We start from the raw sequence: 23,394 nt of genomic DNA, 5'->3' as shown, positions 1-23,394 counted from the left end.
CCATCCGTTAAGCGGGTAGGAGCAGCCTTTTTTCTGTTACGGATAAAAATGGATTTCAGAGGGTATCATAACGGAGAATATGGTTGAAGGAGTCGAGGTCACATGAAGACGAAGCAGCCTGGCCAAACGCCTGAATTCCTGTCAACGCACCTAAAGGAAAACCTGGAAACATTAAGTCTGTTGCTCAATGACCCCAGCGACCTCACCACCAAAGTGCTTCAGGTTGGGGGCGTTTCATATACCTCAGCCATTGTCAGCTTGGAAGGATTATCCGATCAGTTGTTGATTAAGGAGCAGATTATCCAGCCGATTCAGCATAACCCGGAACAATACGCGTCATCCATGAAGGATGTGCGGCATGTTCTCCATGAAATCGAGAATCGGATGATATCCCTGCAGATCACCAACCGAACGAGACGCTGGGATGAAGTCATTCCGGTCATTCTTTCGGGCGATACGATTCTTATGCTGGAGGGTACGGATGAGGTCCTGCTGATCAAAACCCGCAAATGGCCGGGACGGAGCATTGAGGAACCTCAAACCGAAGCGCTGGTGCGCGGCCCGAGAGTAGGATTTACGGAAAGCATCTACACCAACATCTCCCTGCTGCGAAGACATATTCGCGAGCCCAATCTGACGATCGACCCCCATACCATCGGCAGGCGATCGAACCAGTCGCTTGCGGTCGTCTATATTAAAGGATTGACGAATCCGGAGCTGATCGAAGAAGTCAACCGCCGGCTGAAGTCGCTGGATCTCGACTATGCCCCTGAATCCGGGACGGTGGAGCAATGGATCGAGGACAGCTTTTTATCGCCGTTTCCCCAGATCCTCAATACCGAGCGACCGGATAAAGTCACTTCCGCCCTGCTGCAGGGAAAAGTAGCGATTTTGCTGGACGGTACCCCTTTTGTGCTTCTGCTTCCGTTTACTTTCATTTCCCTGTTACATTCCCCGGAGGATTATTACGAACGATGGAGCATTGGTTCGCTGATACGTTTGCTGCGTCTTGTGGCCATCGGAATTACCTTGTTTCTTCCCGCGCTGTATATTGCCATCCTGTCTTTCCATCCCGGTATGATCCCGTTTAAGCTCGTATTCTCGATTGCTGCTTCACGGGAAGGGGTGCCCTTTCCTGCAGTGATCGAAGCCTTACTGATGGAAGTTACACTGGAATTGCTGCGGGAAGCGGGAATTCGCCTGCCGAAACCGATAGGTCAAACGATCGGTATTGTCGGAGGACTTGTGATCGGGGAGGCTGCGGTTCAGGCGGGGATCGTGAGCCCGATTATGGTCATCATCGTGGCACTGACAGCAATATCCTCCTTTGCCATTCCGTCTTACAGCGCAGGCATTTCTTTTCGAATGCTGCGCTTTGCGATCATGATTGCTGCAAGCTTTCTGGGACTGTATGGGATCGTGCTGACCTTTATCATGATCTGTATCCACTTGATGAGGCTGCATAGTTTCGGAATCCCGTATCTGAGTCCCATTGCCCCCTCTGTTCAGCACGATTGGAAGGATATGTTTATCCGCGTGCCGGTGACTTGGCTTACGCTCAGACCTTTATTTATGAAGCCCCAGGATATCCATCGGGCAAAAAAGCGGTGATTCGTAATGAACCTTAACCAACGAAGCAGTCAAACGATCGGAAGAAAAGAGATTGTCTACTCTGTCAGCAATATGATGATTGGACTCGGAATCCTCACGCTCCCTCATACGATTGCGAAGAAGACCCAGTTCTCGGATGGCTGGATGCCGATCATTCTGGGCGGCATGATCGCATTTGTATTTGCTTGGGCCATCGGCGTATTGGCTTCGAGGTTTCCCGGTAAAAACTATCATGCAATGGCCTCGATGATTTTGAGCCGAAAAGCAGCCCATGTGTTGACGCTGTTAATGAGTCTCTACTTTTTGTTATTTGTCAGTTATCAAGTGCGCGGCGTTTCTACGATAACGAGGCTGTATTTATTCGATAACACGCCGGAGGAAATCATCGGACTGGTTTACTTGCTGGTATTAATCTATGCCGTTGCCGGTCCAAGCATCGCTTTGGTGCGCTTGAACCTGATTTTCTTTCCAATCGTTGTCACGATTTTGCTGCTGATCGTCCTCTTGAATCTTGGAAGCTTAAACATGCACTTTCTGCTGCCTGTGTTTAAAACCGATTGGAGAAGAATCGTTGCCTCTTCGAAGGATACGGTATTCTCCTACCTCGGACTGGAGATCATGCTGTTCTACAACATCTATGTCGCTAGGAAAAGCAAGCTTCCAGGCTCTATCTTACGCGGGCTGATGATACCGATCTGCATATACTTTGTTGTTTTTGTGTTTGTCATTGGCGTTTTTGGACCGATGGTGGTTTCCAATACGCTGTATCCGTTAGCCGAATTGGCCAAAGAGGTTGAAGTTCCGGGAGGAATATTCGAACGGTTTGAATTTTTCTTTTTTGTCATCTGGTTGATGACGTTGTTCAGCACGAATGCGATGGCGTTTGACGTGGCTTTATTGGCGTTGGAATCCGTATTCCCTAAACATCGAAGATTTACGATGATCCTTGTTCTTGGACCGGTACTGTTCATCCTCGGTTTATTGCCGAGCTCGCTCCGAGAACTCAACGTTTTTGCCGAATGGATCAGTTATATGGGGGTCGGATTCGCATGGGTGCTTCCGGCACTGCTGCTCTTGATCGCTAAAGTTCGGGGGGTGAAGGGGGATGGCTAGAAAACTCCGGATGTTCCTGGCGCTTATGCTGTTATGGCCGACAGCCGGCTGCTGGGACCGCATCGAAATCGAGGAGCGCGGATTTGTAGTCGGCACGGCTCTTGACGCGGCAGAGGAAGGACAAATTAAGCTTACGTTTCAAATTGTCGTGCCTACGCAGATGAAAGGCTCCAGCGGCCAAAAGAGTGAGGGGGGGAGCCCTTTTATCAATCTGTCCTCGACCGCGAGCAGCGTATTCAAAGCCGCACGGAAGATGTCGAATGAGATCAGCCGCTCTCCTTACCTGGCCCATAATCAAGTGATCATTATCTCCGAAGCGCTGGCCGGAACGGAGCACATAGGCGATGTACTGGATTTGTTTGTCCGGGATCCGGAGAACCGGCGAGCTTCCAATATTATGGTCGCTGAGGGAGAGGCAAGCAAGATCCTGGAGATCCATTCAAAGATCGAAACCTTGCCCGTGCAGTACATTCGTTCGACGCAAGAAAATAAGGACAAAAGCGAATCCATCACGCCTCCAACGAATATGGGGGAACTGCATCATTTCCTGTTGTCCAAGTCGAGTTATGCGCTGCCCCGGGTATCGATCACGCAAGACGACAGAGTATCCACCAGCGGCGCGGCTGTGTTTAACGGCGAGAACTACAGGTTCATGGGATTCCTGGACAACGATGAAACCACGGGCCGGAACATGATGCAGGGAACGGTAAAAACCGCATCCCTGGAACTGGTCGTTCACGGCAAACAGCTCGTTTATGAAGTCAGGGAATTCAACCGGATCATTCGAGTCCATCTGGACGATCGCGGACTTCCCGAGTTTGACGTTGAAATTTCGGTTAGAGGCAATATTGGGGAAGCTGAGCTGGAAGAGAGCGAAATCGTTCGCGAACTAAACGGGGAGATCAAGCGCAAGGCGGAGGAACGGATCAAGGAAATCGCAATGGATGTCATTCAAAAGGCCCAGAACGATTATAAATCGGACTTTTTGGGCTTCTGGAAGAAATGCCAAGAGCAGGAGTACGAAACTTGGAACCGTTACAAGGACGACTGGGACCGAGGTCAAAACATTTTTTCGCAATGCAAGATCCATGTGCACGCAGACGCAAGAGTCCGAACCATTGGAACCATTACCGGGACAGAATAAGGAAGGAAGGCAGGTTGATGGAATTCATGGATCTTCGCTACGATATTTTGTTAAATCCGCTTGTCGTGATTGGTATACTGCTGCTCATCCTCGTACCGTTGACCTTATTCCAAACGAACCGGTATCTGCACAAATACGGGGATCCGCCCTGGAAGCAGCCGGAGAAACCGGATGATGGTGCAGAGTGAAGCGAACATGATTGAGTCAGGTTCCATATGGAAATAATGAGGAAACAAAGACTCAATTGGAGGACGGAACCATGAGGCTAATCCGCAATAAGCGAATTACATACGGATGGCTGATTTTGACGGTATTGATTGCTATTTTGACGATGCGCCTTGCCTGGGTGCAGCTCGTGATGAAGCATCAACGGGTCCCCGGAAGCCGGCATACAATGGTTGAGGCATCGCTTATCCAGCGGGAACGGGGCATCGTGCTGGATTCGGGCCGCGGACATTTTACGGATCGCAACGGAAAACCGCTCACAGGCAATTTGATCTGGACAGCCGTATTGTTTCCGGCCGGCGAGAAGGAGCTGAGGAGCGCCCATCATCAGGTTGCCAAGCTGGCCCGCATCCTGGGAACGGACACGAATCAGTTGCTGCAAATCTGGGGCAAGCTAAAGGAGCCGCAGCTGTGGCATGGAGCGGATTCCCGCATTCCGCGTTCCTTGTCCAAGGAGCAGATCGAGCAGATTCGCGAGCTTGAGCTCCCCAAACTCAAGGTTCTTCCTTATGAGCAGCGGTACGGTAATCGCCAATCGGGCATGCAGTGGCTTGGTTTTGTATCCGGCCAGCGTAAGGAAAGCCTGTTCTTTCAGGATTATCCGGAGATTTCGGGAACCAGCGGCCTGGAGAAGACGATGGATTCGCTGATCCGGGGTGAAGGACCTACGGTCGTCTATTTTCCGGTAAACAGCACGAATGAAGTGATTCAGGATATGAAGCCGATGGTGAAGGCGCCGGACAATCGGTACTATCCGTTACGGGTATCCACAACGATCGATATCGACATTCAGCGGGGGATCGAGGACATCACGGAAAAAGCGGGCATGAAAGAAGGGGCGGTTGTCGTGCTGGATGCACGCAATGCCGATATCGTGGCGATGGTATCCAGACCGTTTTACAATCCGGAGCAGATACATCCGAAAGACGGTCAGTGGGAGAATCGCGGATTGAAAGCGGCCACGCCAGGCTCCGTGTTCAAGCTTGTCACGGCAGCGGCCATTTTGGAGAATGGTCTCAGCTCGCCAAACGAACATTTTCATTGCGATGGGGAATACGGCAAGTTCGGATTGTCCTGCTGGAAAAAGGGCGGGCATGGAACGATTGATCTGCGCGAGGGCTTTGCGGAATCCTGCAACGTCGTATTTGCCACGCTTGCGGAAAGATTAACCCCACAGCAAATAATCTCAGCGGCATCCGCGCTGGGCTTTGGTCAAAGCGTAGGCTGGCAATCACAGCAGTTTTTAGGGCTTCGCTCATTTGCACCGTTGGATCATGAAGAGAAGGGGACGGTCTTTTCAGGCTCCGCGGATGCCTCCGATGCAGGCGTAAGAGTGCAGACAGGCATAGGCCAAAGAGACGCTGCCGTATCTCCGCTCCAAGCCGCTAATGCGATGGTGACGCTGCTTCATGGCGGGGTGAAGAGCAAGCCGCGTATTGTGAAGCAGATTCGGTACGCGAACGGCCAGTTGCTTCAGGATACGAATCCGCTGTACGAACGCCCAGCAGGAAACGGTATTTCCCGGGAAACCTCTTCGATCCTGCTCGAATGGATGGAGGATGTCGTTCAAGAGGGAACAGGAAGAGCTTTGAATCATCGCAAATGGACCCTTGCAGGCAAATCGGGAACCGCTCAAGTCAAAGTAAAGGGCCGCGCCCGAAACAACCAGTGGTTTGTCGGGTACGGCCCGGTGGAGAAGCCACGTTATGCGGTGGCAGTATTGGTGGAGAATCGGAGCACGAACAGCAGCAATCAGGCAACCGAAATATTCGGTCAGGTCTCCGATTTCTTGGCCTCGGTTGAAGCGGGCTCCGGCTCCGCGTAAGAGCGGGACATATCCCAAGGGGACACATCGAATTCTTCGCTCGGCAGATGGATCCACTGCTTCAGATATCCCTGCGCAAGCAATTCCTTGATGAGAATCAGCAGGATGGGAGCCAGAATCAAACCGGCAACCCCAAATATCGACAGGGAGATCATCATAAAGGACAGCATCAGAAAGGCGGAGGATACGCCGATCGAGTTTCCCGTAATTTTAGGCTCGAGCAGCTGTCTGGAAATGACCACAACGGCAAGCAGAACGATCAAGCCGATTGCAAGCCCGGTGTTGCCTACAATGAACAAATAGGTGATCCACGGAATAAGAATAACGGGAACCCCGAGCAGCGGCAATACATCGAATACGGCGCAGATAAGCGCGACGGACAGGGAATTGCCCGTACCTAATATCAAGAGTCCTATGTATACAATGACAAAGGTGATGCTGACCAGCTTCATCTGGGCTTTAATATAAGAGCCGATTGCCTTGAATACATTGTCCTTCAGGAAAACGAAAGCCGTCTTAAGCGTCTTCGGCGTCTTGTCCTTGGCGATTCTCCGCCAGCTGCCGATTTCCGTGCTCAGGAAGAAAGCGAGGATAATCGCAACCCCGAAATTCGCGATGAACGAGGAGAACGACCCCATGAATCCAACGATGTAACGGAAGAACGACTCGGCAGCGCCCTGGGCAAAGGTGGTAATGTCTTGGAAGTAACCGTTCAGGCGGTCCGTCAGATCCGGCGGCAGCGCGTCGAGCTTCGTCTGCAGGAACATCAGGGTTTCCGAGAAATGCTTCTGGATCGTTTGGGTGTAAGCCGGCAAATTGTCCTGCAGGTTCATGAATTGCGATACGATGAGCGCTCCGGCTCCAAACAGGATGCCAAGGATGACGAGCAGGAAGAGCAGAACGGATATCGCCGCGGCGAAGGGCTTCGGAAGCCCCCTGCGGTGCAGGAATTTGGAGAAAGGCTCAATAATCAGGAAAACGAGGAAAGATAAAAACACCGGAGCCGCAATCTGGTAAAGCTTGCTGAATATGAGCATGATCAAGTAAACCGTAAGCACGATTAAACCTATATCGAAGGCGGTTCTCCAATATTTTTTATACAAGGGAAGCATAGTGGGATATCGGCTCCTTTATACTTTATTGATAGATATCATTGTACACGATTTGCGAAAAAAAAGCCTATTTCTTTAAGTGCTATGATAAAATAATAATAGTGTCTTTCATTAGAAAAAGAAATAAAAAGCGGGGAGTTAGCATGCAAACGTTACTGCTATGGTTGTTTTACCTTTCATCTTTTTATGCATTCATTCCCGGCATCCTGACCCGGATATTCGGTTTTCGAGTATTTCGCAGGGGAACAGGCTTGGAAGACTTCGCCTTAACCTTTGATGATGGTCCTGATCCGTTCTATACGCCAAGACTGCTGGATCTATTGAAGCGGTATAATATGAAAGCGACTTTTTTTCTGGTCGGTTCCCATGCCGAGAAGCATCCGGAGGTCGTCAAACGCATTCATAGCGAGGGTCATCTGATCGGGATTCACAACTATGTTCACAAGAGCAATTGGTTAATGCGACCCGTGACCGTCCGCAAGCAAGTCAAGCGCACGGACGATATCATCTACGCCATAACCGGCGAGCGCTCGAGATATTACAGACCGCCTTGGGGAATCGTGAATCTATTCGATTTTGCCAAGAATACCGGCTGCCGCATCATCTTATGGTCCTCGATGTTTAATGATTGGCGAAGCAAGATCGGCGCTGACAAGCTGACTCAGCGTATGCTGGCCAAGCTGAACGGCGGCGAGGTTATGCTCCTCCATGACTGCGGTACGACGATGGGAGCGAACCCCGATGCGCCGGAGCAAATGCTGATTGCCTTGGAACGCGTACTGAAAGTCGCAGAGCAGAAAGGAATGAGAAGCATCCGAATCGACGACATGATGGCTAAGGAAAGCAAAGCGAAAGCGAAGAAGCTGTCTCCTCTCAAGCGGTTGATCGTCTCATTGTGGCTCTTGTGGGAAAAAGCATTTCATGCGGTGTTCGCGCTCGAAACGGTTAATCCGGAGGATCCGATGCTGCATTTCCGAAAGCGTGCCTTCACCGGCAAAACGGTCGTGATGGAAGACGGCAGCCGGCTTGAGAAGGGAGACCAGGTGCTCGAGCTCCACTTTGACAACAAAAAATTGTTCGAGATCGGCAGCCGCTCCCGCTCGGAAGTGCAGCTTGCCATCAAAATGATTCGTGCCGTGCAGAAGGATTTGCCTTCTCTGGCGAACATGGTGATGGACCGGCCCGAGTTTAAGGATATCAAAGGTTTGTATGCCGTAACCATGATTTCGCGGGGCCCCGAGCAATTCGGATTCCATGTGATGGATTTGCCTCGGGGGCTGTTCGCAAGCTCGTCCAGACTGTATCTGAAACTGCTGCTCAGCGTCATTCACCCGAAAGGGCAGGCCCGCCTGAAGGAGGGCACCCAGATGATGGAGCCGAAAATGCTCATCATGCCGGTGGATGTTCTGATCGGACGTTATGCGGAGAAGAAAACGCAGGTTTTGCCTCCATCGGAGGAACAGCAGGAAGTTCAACAGGAGCATGCGGGTGATCTGGCGGTTGCCAGTGTATCGCAAGGCATGTAGTTCATCGAATCGATGGTTTCCGCTATTATGCATGGATTATCTCTTAGATGGTTTTGGTTATAAAAAAGGGGGTTATCCCCGCAGGCTGCTGCAAATGCCTGCGCGGGATAACCCCTTTGCTTTATTAAGGATTAGATTTTCAATACGCCGCCAGAGCTGGCGTTGGTCACAAGCTTCGAGTAGCGGGCAAGGTAACCGGTTTTCACTTTCGGTTCGAACTCAACCCATTTGCTGCGGCGTACAGCCATTTCCTCTTCGGAAACGTCCAGCAATTGAATCGTCCGTTTATTCAGGTCCAGCTCGATGATATCCCCGTCTTCAACGAAAGCGATAGGTCCGCCTTCAGCCGCTTCCGGCGAGATGTGTCCGATGCTGATGCCGCGGGAAGCGCCGGAGAAGCGTCCGTCAGTGATCAGACCGACTTTGGCTCCAAGCCCCATGCCTGCAATCTGCGAGGTCGGCGCCAGCATTTCCGGCATGCCCGGTCCGCCCTTCGGCCCTTCATATCGAATGACAACCACATGGCCTTCCTTGACCTTGCCGTTGGCAATGCCGCTTAGCGCCTCGTCCTGGGAGTCAAAGCAGATGGCAGGTCCTTTATGGTATCCGCCAACCGACGGATCGACCGCACCGACTTTGATGATGGAGCCTTCAGGAGCCAGATTGCCGTACAGTACCGCGAGTCCGCCGCGCTCGGAATACGGGGAATCGATCGGATGGATGACGTTCTCATCCTGGATTTCACAGCCCTCTACGTTCTCGGCCAGCGTTTTGCCGGTTACGGTAATGCAATCCCCGTGCAGTGCGCCGGGCTTCTTCAGAAGCTCGTGCAGAACCGCGCTTACTCCGCCTGCCAAATGCACATCCTCGATGAAGTAATCCGAAGCCGGAGCCAGCTTGGAGATGTGTGGAACGCGGTCAGCGACTTCGTTGATCCGCTCCAGCGGGTAATCAAGGCCGGCTTCTTGGGCAAGCGCCAATGTATGAAGCACCGTGTTGGTGGAGCCGCCCATCGCCATATCGAGCGCAAACGCATTGTCGATAGCTTCCAGGGTTACGATGTCACGCGGCTTCAGGTCCATTTTGACAAGTTCCATCAATTGTTTGGCCGATTGTTTAACAAACTCTCTGCGCTCTTCGGCGATGGCAAGAATGGTGCCGTTGCCCGGCAGAGCCAGACCCAGCGCTTCGGCGAGGCAGTTCATGGAGTTGGCGGTGAACATGCCGGAGCAGGATCCGCAGGTTGGACATCCGTATTGTTCCAATTCCAGGAGCTCATCGTCATTGATTTTGCCGACCTGGTGAGCGCCGACGCCTTCGAATACGGAAGTCAGGGACAATTTGCGGCCTTTGCTGTCCACGCCGGCCTTCATCGGTCCGCCGCTGACAAACACCGTCGGGATGTTAACGCGCAGGGCGCCCATCAGCATGCCGGGCGTAATTTTGTCGCAGTTCGGGATACACACCATACCGTCGAACCAGTGGGCGGATACAACGGTTTCCAGGGAATCCGCAATGATCTCGCGGCTTGGCAGCGAGTAGCGCATGCCGATATGTCCCATGGCAATTCCGTCATCCACGCCGATGGTGTTGAACTCGAACGGAACGCCGCCGGCTTCACGGATCGCATCCTTCACGATCTTGCCGAATTCCTGAAGATGCACGTGACCCGGAACGATATCGATGTAAGAGTTGCACACGGCGATGAACGGTTTGCCGAAATCCTCTTCCTTAACGCCTGCTGCACGCAGCAAGCTGCGGTGCGGCGCGCGGTCAAAGCCTTTCTTGATCATGTCTGAACGCATTTTTTTGGTTGTCATGATGTCGATTTCCCCCCAGATCTATTTTAAAATTGTTACGCTTTAGCGCGGTCTTCCGGCAAAGCAGCCGGGTACCTGTAAACAGCGAATAGGTTTTAAATGAGTCTATCACAAAAAGGTAGGTTTTTCTACATGATATTAATAGGAAGCGATGGAAGGAAGCCTGTCGTGAAGGCCAAGAAAAAGCCTGTCCCCCTTGGTCGGGAACAGGCTTCCTACTGAAAAGATATGCTATTTCTTGCCGCCTTTGCGGCCAATTTCCTGATAGAATTCGCGATTATGATTCCGCGAGGTGGCTTCGCCGCCCTTTTGACCGATTTCCTGGTAAAACTCGCGGCTATGGTTTTTGGACGTCGCTTTGCCGCCTTTTTTGCCGATTTCCTGATAGAATTCGCGGCTGTGTTTTTTGGCGGTGGCTTCGCCGCCAAGACGTCCGGCTTCTTCGCGGGTCATCTTTCGATTGCTGCTGGTGGCCATGAACAAATCACTCCTTTACCGTCGTATTTGCTATGCGTATATGTTACTTACCACGGTCCATTTGTCATGAATCAAAACATTCGACTAAAGATTGGTAAATTTTCAAGTCGGAGCGATTTCTTGATCCCATGCGCCAATAACGCTTAAATCAGAGTTTATTTCATGGTTTAATAAGAGTATGATCAAGAATAGGATAGGGAGGTTTTGAACCATTGCCGTTTGTTCAACTGAAAGGACGAACCGTTCCCTGCCAAGGGATCTTGTTTGATAAAGACGGTACGCTGCTTCATTTCATGGCGCTGTGGGGAGGATGGGCCGATTATGTGCTCGAGTTCATGGAGGAACGGCTGGAGCTGATGGGATCCGGCTTTACGCTGCCGAAAGAGAAGGTGCTGGGGACCAAGCACGATGCCGGCGGACGCGTATCGGGGTATGATCTGCGGGGTCCGCTCGCCATGGGCACCGTGGAGGAGACGAACGGGCTTCTGGCCTGGCAATTGTACGCAGCCGGGATGCCATGGAACGAGGCGATTGTGCAGGTCCATCAGATTACGAAAAATGCCATGTACGAAGTCCGTCAGCGAAAGCCGGCATTCCCGATGCCCGGACTGGAACATTTTCTGGAAAAATGCAGCTTGGCCTCCGTGAAGATGGCAGTGGTGACTTCGGATCAAACCTCAGGCGCCGTGGAGCAGTTGGAATGGATGGGGCTTCGCTCGTACTTTACGGTCATTATGGGAAGAGATCAGGTTCGAAATGGCAAGCCGCACCCCGAAATGACCGAGGCGGCCTGCCGCCGGCTCGGGATCAAACCGGAGGAAGCGGTCGTCATCGGCGACAGCAACGCGGATATGCAGATGGCGAAGCAAGCAGGCGCTGCGCTGGCCGTAGGTTTAATGACGGATGAAGGGGAGCCGGCGCATCTGACAGATGCCGATGTTGTCATATCCGATTATAATGAATTAGACGTGCACAGGTAGACGTGTTATTTTAAGGGCTGTACGGAGGTGTATAAGAGTGGAGAACAGGGAAAAGATCGAGCAGTTGGCAACATGGATCGAAGCGAGCGACTACATTGTTTTTTTCGGGGGAGCGGGTACCTCCACCGAGAGCGGAATACCAGACTTCCGTTCGGCAGCCGGACTGTACCAGAGCGAGCACCAGTCTCCGTATCCGCCGGAGGTCATGCTCAGCCATACTTTTTTTATGCAGCATCCGGAAGTGTTTTACGACTTTTACCGGAGCAAGATGCTGCACCCGCTTGCGCAGCCGAACGGCTGTCACCGCCTATTGTCGAGACTCGAGCATGACGGGAAGCTAAAGGCGGTCATCACGCAGAATATCGATGGCCTGCATCAGTCGGCGGGATGTTCCGAGGTGCTGGAGCTTCACGGTTCCGTGCACCGCAATTATTGCATGGATTGCTCCCGATTCTACAGCCTTCAGGAGATTCTGGACATTAAGGAAATCGTCCCGCGCTGCAAGGATTGCGGGGGGCTGGTCCGGCCGGACGTCGTGCTGTATGAAGAGGAATTGGACCAGAACGTCATCATGCGCTCGATCCAGGAAATATCGACGGCCGACTTGTTGATTATTGGGGGGACTTCCCTGACGGTACACCCCGCCGCTAGTTTGATCTCCTATTTTCATGGAAGCAAGGTAGCTTTGCTGAATGCAGATCCAACCCCATACGATCATCGGGCAGGCCTCCTGATTGCGGATCGGATCGGTCAAGTCATGACGCAGGTGGATAAACTGATCAGCACGTGAGGGGACAAAAGGCGGCGTATTGCCGTACCTATCCCTGTAATCGTTTTCTTGTCAAAGGAAGACCAAACGCGATAAGATGGAATTTAGCAATGGACCTATTCACTTAGAGAGGCAGGGATTGCAAGTGACCTATGTGGCTAGCGAAGACCGCTATGAAGGAATGAAGTATAACCGCGTGGGGCGGTCCGGGCTTAAACTTCCCGCGATCTCCCTTGGATTATGGCATAATTTCGGTGGCGTCGACACGTACGAGAACGGGCGGAACATGATTACGCGCTCCTTCGATCTGGGCATCACCCATTTTGATCTGGCGAACAATTACGGACCTCCTGCAGGCTCTGCCGAGGAGACTTTCGGTAAAGTGCTTTCCAGAGACCTTAAGGCATATCGTGACGAAATCGTCGTTTCGTCCAAAGCCGGCTATTATATGTGGCCCGGTCCTTACGGCGATTTCGGATCGCGTAAATATCTGGTATCAAGCCTCGACCAGAGCTTGAAGCGAATGGGCCTGGACTATGTGGATATTTTCTATCATCATCGGATGGATCCGGAAACGCCGCTCGAGGAAACCATGGCAGCGCTGGATCATCTCGTTCGTTCCGGCAAGGCGCTGTATGTCGGAGTCTCCAACTATTCGCCGGAGAAGACCCGGGAAGCGATATCGATCCTGAAAAACCTGGGTACCCCGCTGCTCATCCATCAACCGAGCTACTCCATGCTGGACCGCTGGGTGGAGAACGGTTTGCTTGACGTCCTGGAAGAGAACGGGGTCGGAAGCATCGCATTCACGCCGCTTGCCCAAGGGCTTTTGACGAACAAATATTTGAACGGCGTGCCTGTCGATTCCCGTGCCGCAAGCGCATCGGTGTTCCTGAACGAAAGCAATATCACGCCTGAGGTGCTGCGCAAGATCAGAGCCTTGAACCAAATCGCCCAAGCCCGGAACCAGAGTCTGGCTCAATTCGCGCTCGCCTGGGTTCTGCGCGGCGGCCGGGTGACGTCTGCCCTGATCGGAGCTAGCAAAGTAAGCCAGATTGAAGACAACGTGGCTGCCTTGAACAATCTGGAGTTCTCGAAGGAAGAGCTGGATCGCATAGAAGCGATTCTCAAAACGGAGAATGCATCTTCTTCGGAAGGATAGATGCTGGCGAAAACATGGCGGGATTGAAATAGATACATGACAAGGAGCGCCTTTAGGATGATAACCGCCTGAAGGACGCTCCTTTTTTTGCTAAGGGATGGCTTGGGCGCACTCTTTAAGTAAGCGCGGATGAAGAGATGATGTCCTTGCGGTACCGCGACGGGGATCTGCCGACGAGCCGCTTGAATTGGCGCGAGAAATAGAGCGGATCTGTCAGTCCGACCGATGCGGAAACCTGCTCGATGGACAAATCGGGACGTTCGCGCAGCAGCCGTTTGGATTGGTCGATTCTTAATTTAAGCAGATACGTGATCGGAGTCATGCCCGTTTCCTGCTTGAAGATCCGTGACAGGTATGCGCGGTTGTAGCCTAGGCTCGTACACATCTGTTCGATCGAGACGGGATGGGCGTATTGGGAAGCCATGTAACTGATCATCTGCTTCACCGTGCGCTGAACCTGGGGTTCTGACAGCGTCAATCGGGACGGCCGGTCGCTCTGATTCATGATCTCGGCCCAGATTAAATGCAGGTAACCGATGGCGGCCATGTGAGAGCTTTCTTCCCTGGATTGAAAATGGCCCTGGATGAGGGATACATAGCCGGGAATGGGGTTGTTCTCCACAAGGTGGAGGACAGGCTTTTCGGGCGTGAGCCCCAAACGGGATATCTCTTCATCGGCGTGTTCTCCGTCAAAGGCGACCCAGCGGTAACGCCACGGCTGGCTCGCATCGGATACATAGCTGACAATCTGGCCGGGATGAATCAGGAAGCAATCGCCGGGCCCGAGCTGGTATCTGTCGGTTTCGGTCCGAAATACGCCATGGCCCGATTCGATGATGTGCAAGAGGTAATGATCGAATATTTTGGGCCCCAACGCATGCTCCGGAAGGGTCTGGCTCTCGCCGGCGAATCGCACGTGGAGCCAGCCGCCGCCTTGCTGTGCTGGGTTGGAAGCAACAGAATAGGTTGGTTTCATCATTCATTTTCCTTTACAATGAGTTTGGGAAAAAGAGGAACTATAGGGATTTCGTGATCATGAATTTATTGTACCTCCATAAGTCACATAAATCCATATGTATCACACAAGATTTCATTATCGGTAAACGAGATTTCCATTATACTGAAGACAGTAAAACTACCATATGTACAGGATGGAGTGATAGGCAGTGACGACGCAACAGCTTATGGAAAGATTTATGGACAAGCACGGTGAGAGCCAGCATAAGGTTCGCATATTTAATGCGCCAGGGCGCGTGAACCTGATCGGGGAGCATCTGGATTACAACGGGGGCTATGTGCTTCCGGCAGCCCTGGAGTTTGGCACAACCTTGATTATCCGACCGCGTGACGATAACAAGGTGAGCTTTTCATCCACCAATATCCCCTATGAATTAACGATCAGTCTGGACGAGGATTATGGCTACAAAATCGATCAATGGACGGATTACCCGGTCGGCGTCATTACCGAGCTGAATAAAATCGGCTGCGGGCTCAGCAGCGGCTATGACCTGCTGTACCACGGGGATATCCCGAACGGGGCAGGCCTCTCGTCCTCAGCGTCCATCGAAGTGGTCACGGCTTACGCCTTCTTGAAGATGGAGGGCAAGGAGACGGATACGGTGGAGATCGCAAAGCTTTCGCAGCGGGTGGAAAACCTGTTCGTCGGCGTCAACTCCGGCATCATGGATCAATTCGCCGTAGCCAACGGCAAGCAGGATCATGCCATTCTGTTAATGTGCGATACGCTGGAGTATGAGCTGGTGCCTTTCCGGACCGGAGTATACAAAATCGTGATTTCGAATACCAACAAACGGCGCGGACTCGTCGATTCCAAATATAATGAACGCCGCAGCGAATGCGACCGCGCTTTGGAAATTTTGCAAAAGGAGCTCCCGGCGTTATCGTATCTCGCCCAGCTGAATCCGGATCAATTCGCGACCTTGCGGGACAGCATCCAGGATGAGACCGTCAGAAGACGCGCCCAGCATGTCGTCGAGGAGAACCAGCGCGTGCTTGATTCCGTGAAGGCTCTGAAAGAGGGGAATCTGGAAGTTTTCGGACAGTACATGAATCAGTCCCATGACTCTTTGCGTTATCTGTACGAAGTCACGGGCGACGAGTTGGATGCTCTGGTGGAAGAAGCCCAGCGGATTCCGGGTACGCTCGGTTCCAGAATGACGGGAGCCGGCTTTGGCGGCTGCACGGTATCCCTCGTGCACGAGGACGCGGTGGAACGTTTCATCGCGGAAGTGGGACAGCAATATGAGGCCAGAACGGGACTGAAGGCGGACTTCTACGTATGCGGCGTAGGTCAAGGCGTGCATGAAGTAAAGGAGGGCGAATAATATGGCTATTTTAGTGACCGGCGGAGCAGGTTATATCGGTTCACATACCGTGGCGGAGCTGCTGGAGCAAGGGGAAGACGTTGTAGTCATCGACAGCCTGGAGACGGGTCATCGCGAAGCGCTGCTGGGCGGAAAGCTGTATGTCGGCGATCTGCGCGACAAGGCGCTGCTGAAGCAGCTGTTCTCGGACAACGATATTGATGCCGTTATCCATTTTGCCGCGAATTCTCTGGTCGGCGAGAGCATGAAGGATCCGGTGAAATATTACGATAACAACGTGTACGGCACGCTGTGCCTGCTGGAAGCCATGAATGAGGCGGGCGTTCGAAAGATCGTCTTCTCTTCAACGGCCGCGACCTACGGTGAGCCCGAGAAGGTGCCGATCGAGGAAACGGACCGGACCCAGCCGACGAACGTGTACGGGGAAACCAAGCTGATGATGGAACGGATGATGTCCTGGTTCGATACCGTGCTCGGGGTGAAGTATGTCTCCCTTCGTTACTTCAACGCGGCCGGCTCGCATGCCAGCGGCAAGATCGGCGAGGATCACCGGCCGGAGAGCCACTTGATTCCGCTCGTTCTGCAAACCGCTTTGGAGCAGCGCGCCAGCATCTCGGTGTTTGGCGACGATTACGCAACTCCCGATGGCACGTGCGTCCGCGATTACATTCACGTCAGCGATCTGGCGAATGCGCATCTGCGCGCGGTTGAATACCTTCGTCGCGGCGAGTCCAGCAATGTGTTCAATCTCGGCAACGGACTCGGGTTCTCGGTCAAGGAAGTGATCGAGACATCGAAGCGGGTGACGGGTGCCGACATTCCGGTTGTCATGGAAGCCCGCCGTGCGGGTGACCCTGCGGTATTGGTGGCGTCTTCGGACAAAGCGCGCACGGTTCTCGGATGGACGCCGTCCAGAACGACGCTGGAGGAAATTATCGAGAGCGCATGGAAGTGGCACAGCAGTCGTCCGGACGGTTACGGCGACAATTAATCCAAGGGGGACGATGAACATGAATGCTGCAACATCAAGTACTCCCGAATCCAAGCAGGTTCTGCATGCCATTGAAATGCTGGTGCGATTCGCGCTTCATAAAGGCCTGATCCAGGCAGCGGATGCGGATTACAGCCGCAACCTGCTGCTGGAGGATTTCGGGTTCAGCGAGCCGTACGGCGACGAAGTGAACGACCCGATGCCGGATGGGCCCCAGGCTATGCTCGACATCCTGATCGATTACGGTGCGGCGCATGGCATGATCCCGGAGAATACCGATACGTACCGGGATTTGCTGGACGCCAAAATCATGGGCCGCCTCATGGCAAGACCTTCGGAAGTAACCGCTCGGTTCCGGGCGGTAGAGCAGGAGCAGGGGATCATCGAGGCTACCCGGCAATTTTACAGCCTGTGCATCGACTCCAACTACATTCGGATGGATCGCGTAGCCAAAAACGAATACTGGCGGCATGCCAGCGCGTACGGCGATATTGAGATTACCATCAATCTATCCAAGCCGGAGAAAAGTCCGAAGGAAATCGCCATGGCCAAACTGCTGCCTCCGCCGATTTATCCGAAATGCCAGCTCTGCCGGGAGAACGTGGGTTATGCAGGCAGGGTCAATCACCCGGCACGGCAAAACCTGCGCATTATCCCGCTGGAGTTGAACGGTGAACCATGGTTCTTCCAATACTCGCCGTATGTTTACTATAACGAGCACTGCATCGTGTTCCACCACGATCACGTGCCGATGAAGCTGACCAAGGAGACGCTTGCCCGCCTCTTGAGTTTTGTTGATGCTTATCCGCATTATTTTCTCGGATCGAACGCGGATCTTCCGATTGTCGGGGGCTCCATTCTCACACATGATCATTTCCAGGGGGGGCGGCATACCTTCCCGATCCAGAAAGCGCCGAAGGTGGCCGGGTTTACGCACGGGGATTATCCGGAGGTATCCGTTGCCATCGTGAAATGGCCGATGTCGGTGATCCGCCTATCCTCAAGCGATCGGGATTCGCTGCTTGAATGCGCGAACGGCATTTACGAGGGCTGGAAAACCTACAGCGACCCTTCGGCAGACATCGAGGCCTTCAGCGAAGCGGACGGCGAACGGGTCCGCCATAATACGGTGACTCCGATTGCCCGCCGTAATGACGAGGGCATCTATGAGATGGATCTGGTTCTGCGGAACAATCGCACCAACGAGCAGCATCCGGAAGGGATCTTTCATCCTCATCGGGAGATGTTCCACATCAAGAAGGAAAACATCGGCTTGATCGAAGTGATGGGGCTGGCGATCCTGCCGGGCAGGCTCAAGGAAGAGCTGGATCAGATCGCCGAGATTCTGGCGGGGAACGAGGCACTGTATGCGGACAGCCAGGCCGCTGACCATCCGCTCGCCGTCCACGGCGACTGGATCGAGGAGCTGCGGGGCCGGGGCATAGCCGCATCCGATAAAGCCGGGGCCACCCAGCTGGTACGCCGGGAGGTCGGCAGCAAATTCACGACGATTTTGGAGCATGCCGGGGTATACAAACAGACGGCGGAAGGGCAGCAGGCATTTCAGCGATTCCTGAGCCATATGGGGTACGTCCCTGACAGCAGATAAATATTCTTGGATGGAAATATGATGTGTTGAAGCTAACGATAACTAGGATCATCATTCAAACAGCCGATCTTCCGAAAGAAGGACGGCTGTTTGTTTTGCTTAATGGGAATGGTATAGAATGAAAAAGCACGCATGAATGAATTAGATGCAAACCAGATGCGATGGAGGTAATGTGACATGAGACCTTTTGTCTTTCATAATCCGACTCAGTTGATTTTTGGCAAGGGCAAGCTGAGTGCTTTAAGCGGTGAAGTGGCCAAATACGGCCGGAACGTTTTGCTGGTGTACGGCGGCGGCAGCATCAAGCGCAGCGGCCTTTACGACCAGGTCATCGCCTTGCTGAAAGAAGCGAATGCGGTGGTGACGGAGCTTGCCGGGGTGGAACCGAACCCGCGCCTGTCAACGGTACATAAAGGTGTGGAGTTGTGCCGGGAGCATCACATCGACCTTATTTTGGCCGTTGGCGGCGGAAGCGTCCTCGACTGCTCCAAAGCGATTGCCGTAGGAGCCAAGTATGACGGAGATATGTGGGATTTCGTAGAGCGCAAAGCCGTACCGCAAGCGGGTCTGCCGCTTGGAACGGTGCTTACGATGGCCGCAACGGGATCGGAGATGAACGGCGGCTCCGTCATCACCAATGAAGTGACCCAAGAGAAGATGGGCTGGGGCAGCCCGCATGCTTATCCCGCCTTTTCGATCCTGGACCCTGTGCATACCTTCTCCCTTCCCCGGGATCAAACGGTGTACGGTATCGTGGATATCATGTCCCACGTACTGGAGCACTACTTCCATCAGGATACCAATACGCCGGTGCAGGACGGTTTCTGCGAAACGATTCTTCGAACCGTTATCGATACGGCGCCGAAGCTGGTTGAGGACCTGGAGAACTATGAGCACCGCGAGACGATCATGTACTGCGGTACGATGGCGCTGAACGGCATGATCAACATGGGAATGGCCGGCGACTGGGGAACCCATAACATCGAGCACGCGGTGTCTGCCGTATACGACATTCCGCACGGCGGCGGCCTGGCAATCCTGTTCCCGAACTGGATGAAATATAATCTGAACGCGGATCCTCAGCGCTTCAAGTCGCTTGCCGTGAATGTATTCGGTGTTGATGCTGCCGGGAAAAGCGATGAAGCGGCCGGACTGGAAGGAATCGAGGCGCTCCGCCGCTTCTGGACTTCCATCGGTGCGCCGAGCACGCTGGGAGATTACGATATCGACGACCGCGAGATCGGGTCCATGGCCGATAAAGCGATGCGCTTCGGTCCTTTTGGCAACTTCCGCAAGCTGCAGCGCGAGGACGTCGTTGAAATCTATCGGATGTCGTTATAGGGGTTGTCCTGTCGTTAGCTGACAAGGAATAAAAATGGTTTTAAAGCCTGCCGGTTCAAGCCGTGCAGGCTTTTTTGCTGGGGCGTCGAATATAGATTATGAAGAGATTTTCATACGTTTGAGGCAAATAATTGAAACTTTAGCAAACATTTTGCCGTATTACTTGTTATACACAGTAAGGAATTCCAGAGGGGGCAATCAACATGGAAGCGTTATATTGGGGCTGTCTGATCGGGGGCGTGATCTTCGCCATCGTAACCGTGGTGCTAGGCGACATACTTAGCTCGGCGCTTGACGGATTGTTGGACTTTTTGTCAGTGGATTTTTTCAATCCGGTTGTGATCGCCGGGGGAATCACCGTATTCGGCGGGACCGGAATCATGCTGACGAAATACACGGAATTGGCGGCAGGTGCCCATGTAACGCTATCTGTCTTGGCGGCCATCGTCATTTCGATTCTCGTCTACTTCGGGTACGTGAAACCGATGGAGAACAGCGAGAACTCGACGGGCTTTTCCATCAAGGAGCTTGCGGGCAGGATCGGCGTAGTCACGGTGCCGCTACCTGCTGAAGGATTCGGGGAAGTGATGGTCAAGGTCGGGGCAGGCAACACGATGCACATTGCCTCAAGCTTTGATCGTCAAACGCTTCCGGCAGGTGTCCGCGTGGTGGTTGTCGACATTGTTGATGGCGTCCTGAGGGTGTCCGAACTGGAAGAACGAAAAGGAGAGGATTGATTCAATGCCAGAGTACTTAGTAATTCCGTCGATTGTTGTAGGCGTCATTGTCGTGTTAGGACTTGCGTTCTGGGCCCGCTACAAAACGGTGAGCCCGGATGAAGCGATGATTGTCACCGGTTCTTTTTTGGGAAGCAAAAATTTGTCGGAGGACGAATCCGGCCGCAAAATCAAAATCGTTCGCGGCGGCGGCGCTTTTATACTCCCCGTGTTTCAGCGCTCCGAATTCGTATCGCTCTTATCTCATAAACTGGATGTCATGACGCCTGAAGTGTACACGGAGCAAGGCGTGCCGGTTATGGCGGACGGGGTGGCCATCATTAAAGTGGGAAGCTCGATCGAAGATGTGGCGACCGCAGCCGAGCAATTCATGGGCAAGCCCATTGAAGCGCTGAAGGGTGAAGCCCAGGAGGTGCTGGAAGGCCATCTTCGTGCCATTCTCGGTTCCATGACAGTAGAGGAAGTATATCGTAACCGCGACAAGTTCGCGCAGGAAGTTCAGGGGGTCGCAGCAAGAGACCTGAAGAAGATGGGTCTGCAGATCGTTTCCTTTACCATTAAGGACGTTCGCGATAAACACGGATATCTGGAAGCGCTTGGTAAACCGCGGATCGCTACGGTCAAGCGGGATGCGGAGATTGCCGAAGCCGAAGCGATGCGGGATGCGCGGATTCAGAAGGCACGCGCCGAAGAAGAAGGACAGAAGGCCGAGGTCGTACGCGATACCAATATCGCGGAAGCCGAGAAGGAAAGGGAGCTGAAGGTCGCGTCCTTTAAGAAGGAGCAGGATACGGCAAAGGCCGAAGCGGACCAAGCTTATCATATTCAGGAAGCCCGAGCCAGACAAACGGTGGTTGAGGAGCAGATGAAGGTTGAGCTCGTTCGCAAGGAACGCGAAATCGACCTGCAGGAGAAAGAAATCATGGTTCGCGAGAAGCAGTATGACGCGGACGTGAAGAAAAAAGCCGAAGCGGATCGCTATGCGGTTGAGCAGGCTGCCGAAGCGGATAAGGCCCGGAAGATGCGCGAAGCGGATGCTGTGCAATACTCCATCGAAACGCAGGCCAAAGCGTCTGCCGAGCAGAAGCGCCTAGACGGTATGGCGGTTGCGGATGCCGAGCGCGCGAAAGGTACGGCCGAAGCCGAAGTCATCCGCCTGCGCGGTATTGCCGAAGCCGATGCCAAAGAGAAGCTGGCGGAAGCGTTCCAGAAGTTCGGCGAGGCTGCTGTGCTCGATATCATCGTGAAAATGCTGCCTGAGCTTGCCGGCAAGATTGCTCAGCCGATCTCGTCCATCGACAAGCTGACCGTTGTGGATACTGGGAAGGGCGAAGGAGCGGCTCGCGTGAGCAATTATGTGACCGAGCTGATGTCCACGGCGCCTGAGATGCTGAAGAGTGTGTCCGGGATTGACGTGGAGGATCTCATTAAAGGATTAACAACGAAAAAATCCGCCACGGCTCAAAAGCCGGTGTCCATCGAGCAGGAACTTGTACCGGTCCCTGTAGAGACAAGTGCCGCTAAGGAAGAGTAGATCAAGCCGCAAGCAGGGGCCGGAATACATGGTGGCAGGCAGCGGTACGGCACCTTGAAGACTTTGGCAACCACAAATGATTTTGCCGCGCTCTTATATTTCTGATAAGATATCCGAGTATACGCGTATGAATCAAAAAGAGGTGCGAACGTGAGCAGCTTACAAGTGGCTAAAGTGTTGAACAATAATGTAATCATAGCGAAGCATCCTCAACATGGCGAGGTTGTTGTTATCGGCAAGGGCATCGGCTTTAACCGGAAGAATAAAGACCGTATCCCTGCCGCCGCTGCCGAGAAGATGTTCATTTTGACCAAACCGGAGGAGCAGGAGCAGTATAAGCAGCTGGTGCCTCACATCGACGAGAAGCTGATTGAGGCGATGAATGATATTATTCTGAATGCCGCCAAGTCCAGCGACGCTCCTCTGAATGAGCATATCCACATTGCCTTGACGGATCATATCGCATTTGCCATTAAACGCCATGCCCAAGGTCTTTATATCCACAATCCTTTTTTATACGAAACCAAAGAGATGTACCCTGAAGAGTACGAGATGGCCGAATATGCCGTCCGTACCATTCGGGAGAAGCTCGGGGTTGACTTGGGCCAAGAAGAAATCGGATTCATTGCCCTTCATTTTCACGGTGCCCTTACGAACCAGCATATCTCCGAGGTCCGCAAGCATTCGGAGCTGATCGCCGACTTGGTACATACCGTCGAGCAGCAGCTGGAGTACGCCATCCCGAAGGATACGCTGGATTATTCCCGATTGCTGACGCACCTCCGGTTTGCCTTGGAACGGGTTCGGCGGGGGGAAGCGGTGAACGAGACGAGTTCGCTTGACGGCCTTTTGAAGCGTGAATATCCCGAGACCTATTCCCTGGCATGGAAGCTGACCAAAATGATGGAGCAGCGGCTGAAGAAACCCATCTATCCCGCTGAGGCCGGTTATTTGACCATACATCTGGAACGGTTGGTCCAGCGTAAAGAGCAGGGCGGGCAAATGTGAAGATTTTATTAAGTCCCTTACCATGTGGTTGCAACGATAAATGAACGGTGTTACAATACGAACAG

The 23,394-nt window shown here is 53.0% G+C and carries 19 protein-coding genes and 1 pseudogene; 16 read left to right on the top strand and 4 right to left on the bottom strand.

Annotated features, from left to right (window positions below; all coding sequences use genetic code 11):
- Window positions 1–102: 102 nt before the first annotated feature.
- The 5 genes from RB298_RS30715 to RB298_RS30695 all read left to right on the top strand — a co-directional run bounded on the left by RB298_RS30715 (window position 103) and on the right by RB298_RS30695 (window position 5,918).
- Window positions 103–1,611, top strand: a complete 1,509-nt coding sequence (locus RB298_RS30715; protein WP_096772950.1) for a spore germination protein — start codon at window positions 103–105, stop codon at window positions 1,609–1,611.
- 6 nt (window positions 1,612–1,617) lie between these two features.
- Window positions 1,618–2,724 carry a GerAB/ArcD/ProY family transporter gene (locus RB298_RS30710; RefSeq protein ID WP_486050118.1) on the top strand — a complete coding sequence of 369 codons (1,107 nt, stop codon included), beginning with the start codon at window positions 1,618–1,620 and terminating at the stop codon, window positions 2,722–2,724.
- Window positions 2,717–3,868, top strand: a complete 1,152-nt coding sequence (locus tag RB298_RS30705) for a Ger(x)C family spore germination protein (protein ID WP_486050116.1) — start codon at window positions 2,717–2,719, stop codon at window positions 3,866–3,868. Before RB298_RS30710 ends, RB298_RS30705 begins: the two co-directional genes overlap by 8 nt.
- Window positions 3,869–3,885: 17 nt before the next feature.
- A complete protein-coding gene (locus RB298_RS30700) occupies window positions 3,886–4,056 on the top strand; it encodes a hypothetical protein (protein ID WP_186326401.1) in 171 nt (56 codons plus the stop codon).
- Window positions 4,057–4,127: 71 nt separating this feature from the next.
- Window positions 4,128–5,918 (top strand): peptidoglycan D,D-transpeptidase FtsI family protein, encoded by a 1,791-nt coding sequence (locus RB298_RS30695; protein ID WP_486050114.1) that lies wholly within the window; start codon window positions 4,128–4,130, stop codon window positions 5,916–5,918.
- On the opposite strand, the gene RB298_RS30690 is transcribed toward RB298_RS30695, so the two are convergent.
- Window positions 5,867–7,030, bottom strand: a complete 1,164-nt coding sequence (locus tag RB298_RS30690) for an AI-2E family transporter (RefSeq protein WP_015734070.1) — start codon at window positions 7,028–7,030, stop codon at window positions 5,867–5,869. The genes RB298_RS30695 and RB298_RS30690 overlap by 52 nt on opposite strands.
- Before the next feature lie 143 nt (window positions 7,031–7,173).
- On the opposite strand from RB298_RS30690, the gene RB298_RS30685 reads away from it, so the two are divergent.
- Entirely contained in the window at window positions 7,174–8,556 is a 1,383-nt protein-coding gene (locus RB298_RS30685) for a polysaccharide deacetylase family protein (RefSeq protein ID WP_375121096.1), read from the top strand.
- Window positions 8,557–8,687: 131 nt separating this feature from the next.
- On the opposite strand, the gene ilvD is transcribed toward RB298_RS30685, so the two are convergent.
- A complete protein-coding gene (gene ilvD, locus RB298_RS30680; RefSeq protein WP_015734072.1) occupies window positions 8,688–10,376 on the bottom strand; it encodes a dihydroxy-acid dehydratase in 1,689 nt (562 codons plus the stop codon).
- 237 nt (window positions 10,377–10,613) lie between these two features.
- A pseudogene (locus tag RB298_RS30675) lies at window positions 10,614–10,853 on the bottom strand (KGG domain-containing protein); the annotation flags it as partial.
- A gap of 212 nt (window positions 10,854–11,065) precedes the next feature.
- On the opposite strand from RB298_RS30675, the gene RB298_RS30670 reads away from it, so the two are divergent.
- From RB298_RS30670 to mgrA, 3 genes are all read left to right on the top strand, one after another.
- The gene (locus tag RB298_RS30670; RefSeq protein ID WP_015734073.1) at window positions 11,066–11,833 is read left to right on the top strand and encodes an HAD family hydrolase; all 768 of its coding nucleotides are present in this window, start codon (window positions 11,066–11,068) and stop codon (window positions 11,831–11,833) included.
- A gap of 37 nt (window positions 11,834–11,870) precedes the next feature.
- Window positions 11,871–12,623 (top strand): NAD-dependent protein deacylase, encoded by a 753-nt coding sequence (locus tag RB298_RS30665; RefSeq protein ID WP_096772956.1) that lies wholly within the window; start codon window positions 11,871–11,873, stop codon window positions 12,621–12,623.
- A gap of 124 nt (window positions 12,624–12,747) precedes the next feature.
- Window positions 12,748–13,764: an L-glyceraldehyde 3-phosphate reductase gene (gene mgrA, locus RB298_RS30660; protein ID WP_192572689.1), complete on the top strand. Its 1,017-nt coding sequence runs from the start codon at window positions 12,748–12,750 to the stop codon at window positions 13,762–13,764.
- 115 nt (window positions 13,765–13,879) lie between these two features.
- Here the strand turns inward: mgrA and RB298_RS30655 are convergent, their stop codons facing one another.
- Window positions 13,880–14,743, bottom strand: a complete 864-nt coding sequence (locus RB298_RS30655) for an AraC family transcriptional regulator (protein ID WP_015734076.1) — start codon at window positions 14,741–14,743, stop codon at window positions 13,880–13,882.
- 187 nt (window positions 14,744–14,930) lie between these two features.
- On the opposite strand from RB298_RS30655, the gene RB298_RS30650 reads away from it, so the two are divergent.
- From RB298_RS30650 to glcT, 7 genes are all read left to right on the top strand, one after another.
- Window positions 14,931–16,109 carry a galactokinase gene (locus tag RB298_RS30650; RefSeq protein WP_486050111.1) on the top strand — a complete coding sequence of 393 codons (1,179 nt, stop codon included), beginning with the start codon at window positions 14,931–14,933 and terminating at the stop codon, window positions 16,107–16,109.
- Between the two features lies 1 nt (window position 16,110).
- Window positions 16,111–17,100: a UDP-glucose 4-epimerase GalE gene (gene galE / locus RB298_RS30645; RefSeq protein ID WP_486050109.1), complete on the top strand. Its 990-nt coding sequence runs from the start codon at window positions 16,111–16,113 to the stop codon at window positions 17,098–17,100.
- Between the two features lie 19 nt (window positions 17,101–17,119).
- The gene (locus RB298_RS30640; RefSeq protein ID WP_375121092.1) at window positions 17,120–18,709 is read left to right on the top strand and encodes a UDP-glucose--hexose-1-phosphate uridylyltransferase; all 1,590 of its coding nucleotides are present in this window, start codon (window positions 17,120–17,122) and stop codon (window positions 18,707–18,709) included.
- Window positions 18,710–18,886: 177 nt separating this feature from the next.
- On the top strand, window positions 18,887–20,050 hold the full coding sequence (locus RB298_RS30635; protein ID WP_096772960.1) for an iron-containing alcohol dehydrogenase: 1,164 nt from the start codon (window positions 18,887–18,889) through the stop codon (window positions 20,048–20,050).
- Between the two features lie 203 nt (window positions 20,051–20,253).
- Window positions 20,254–20,787 (top strand): NfeD family membrane protein, encoded by a 534-nt coding sequence (locus tag RB298_RS30630; RefSeq protein ID WP_015734081.1) that lies wholly within the window; start codon window positions 20,254–20,256, stop codon window positions 20,785–20,787.
- Between the two features lie 4 nt (window positions 20,788–20,791).
- Window positions 20,792–22,321 carry a flotillin lipid rafts scaffold protein FloT gene (floT, locus tag RB298_RS30625; RefSeq protein ID WP_009591831.1) on the top strand — a complete coding sequence of 510 codons (1,530 nt, stop codon included), beginning with the start codon at window positions 20,792–20,794 and terminating at the stop codon, window positions 22,319–22,321.
- Window positions 22,322–22,471: 150 nt separating this feature from the next.
- On the top strand, window positions 22,472–23,329 hold the full coding sequence (glcT, locus tag RB298_RS30620; RefSeq protein WP_375121091.1) for a glucose PTS transporter transcription antiterminator GlcT: 858 nt from the start codon (window positions 22,472–22,474) through the stop codon (window positions 23,327–23,329).
- Window positions 23,330–23,394 lie beyond the last annotated feature (65 nt).

The organism is Priestia sp. BR_2 (assembly GCF_041954005.1).
Taxonomy (GTDB): domain Bacteria; phylum Bacillota; class Bacilli; order Paenibacillales; family Paenibacillaceae; genus Paenibacillus_AQ; species Paenibacillus_AQ lautus_A.
Note: the sequence above shows the minus strand (reverse complement) of the source record. Positions and strands in the feature narration are given on the sequence as shown.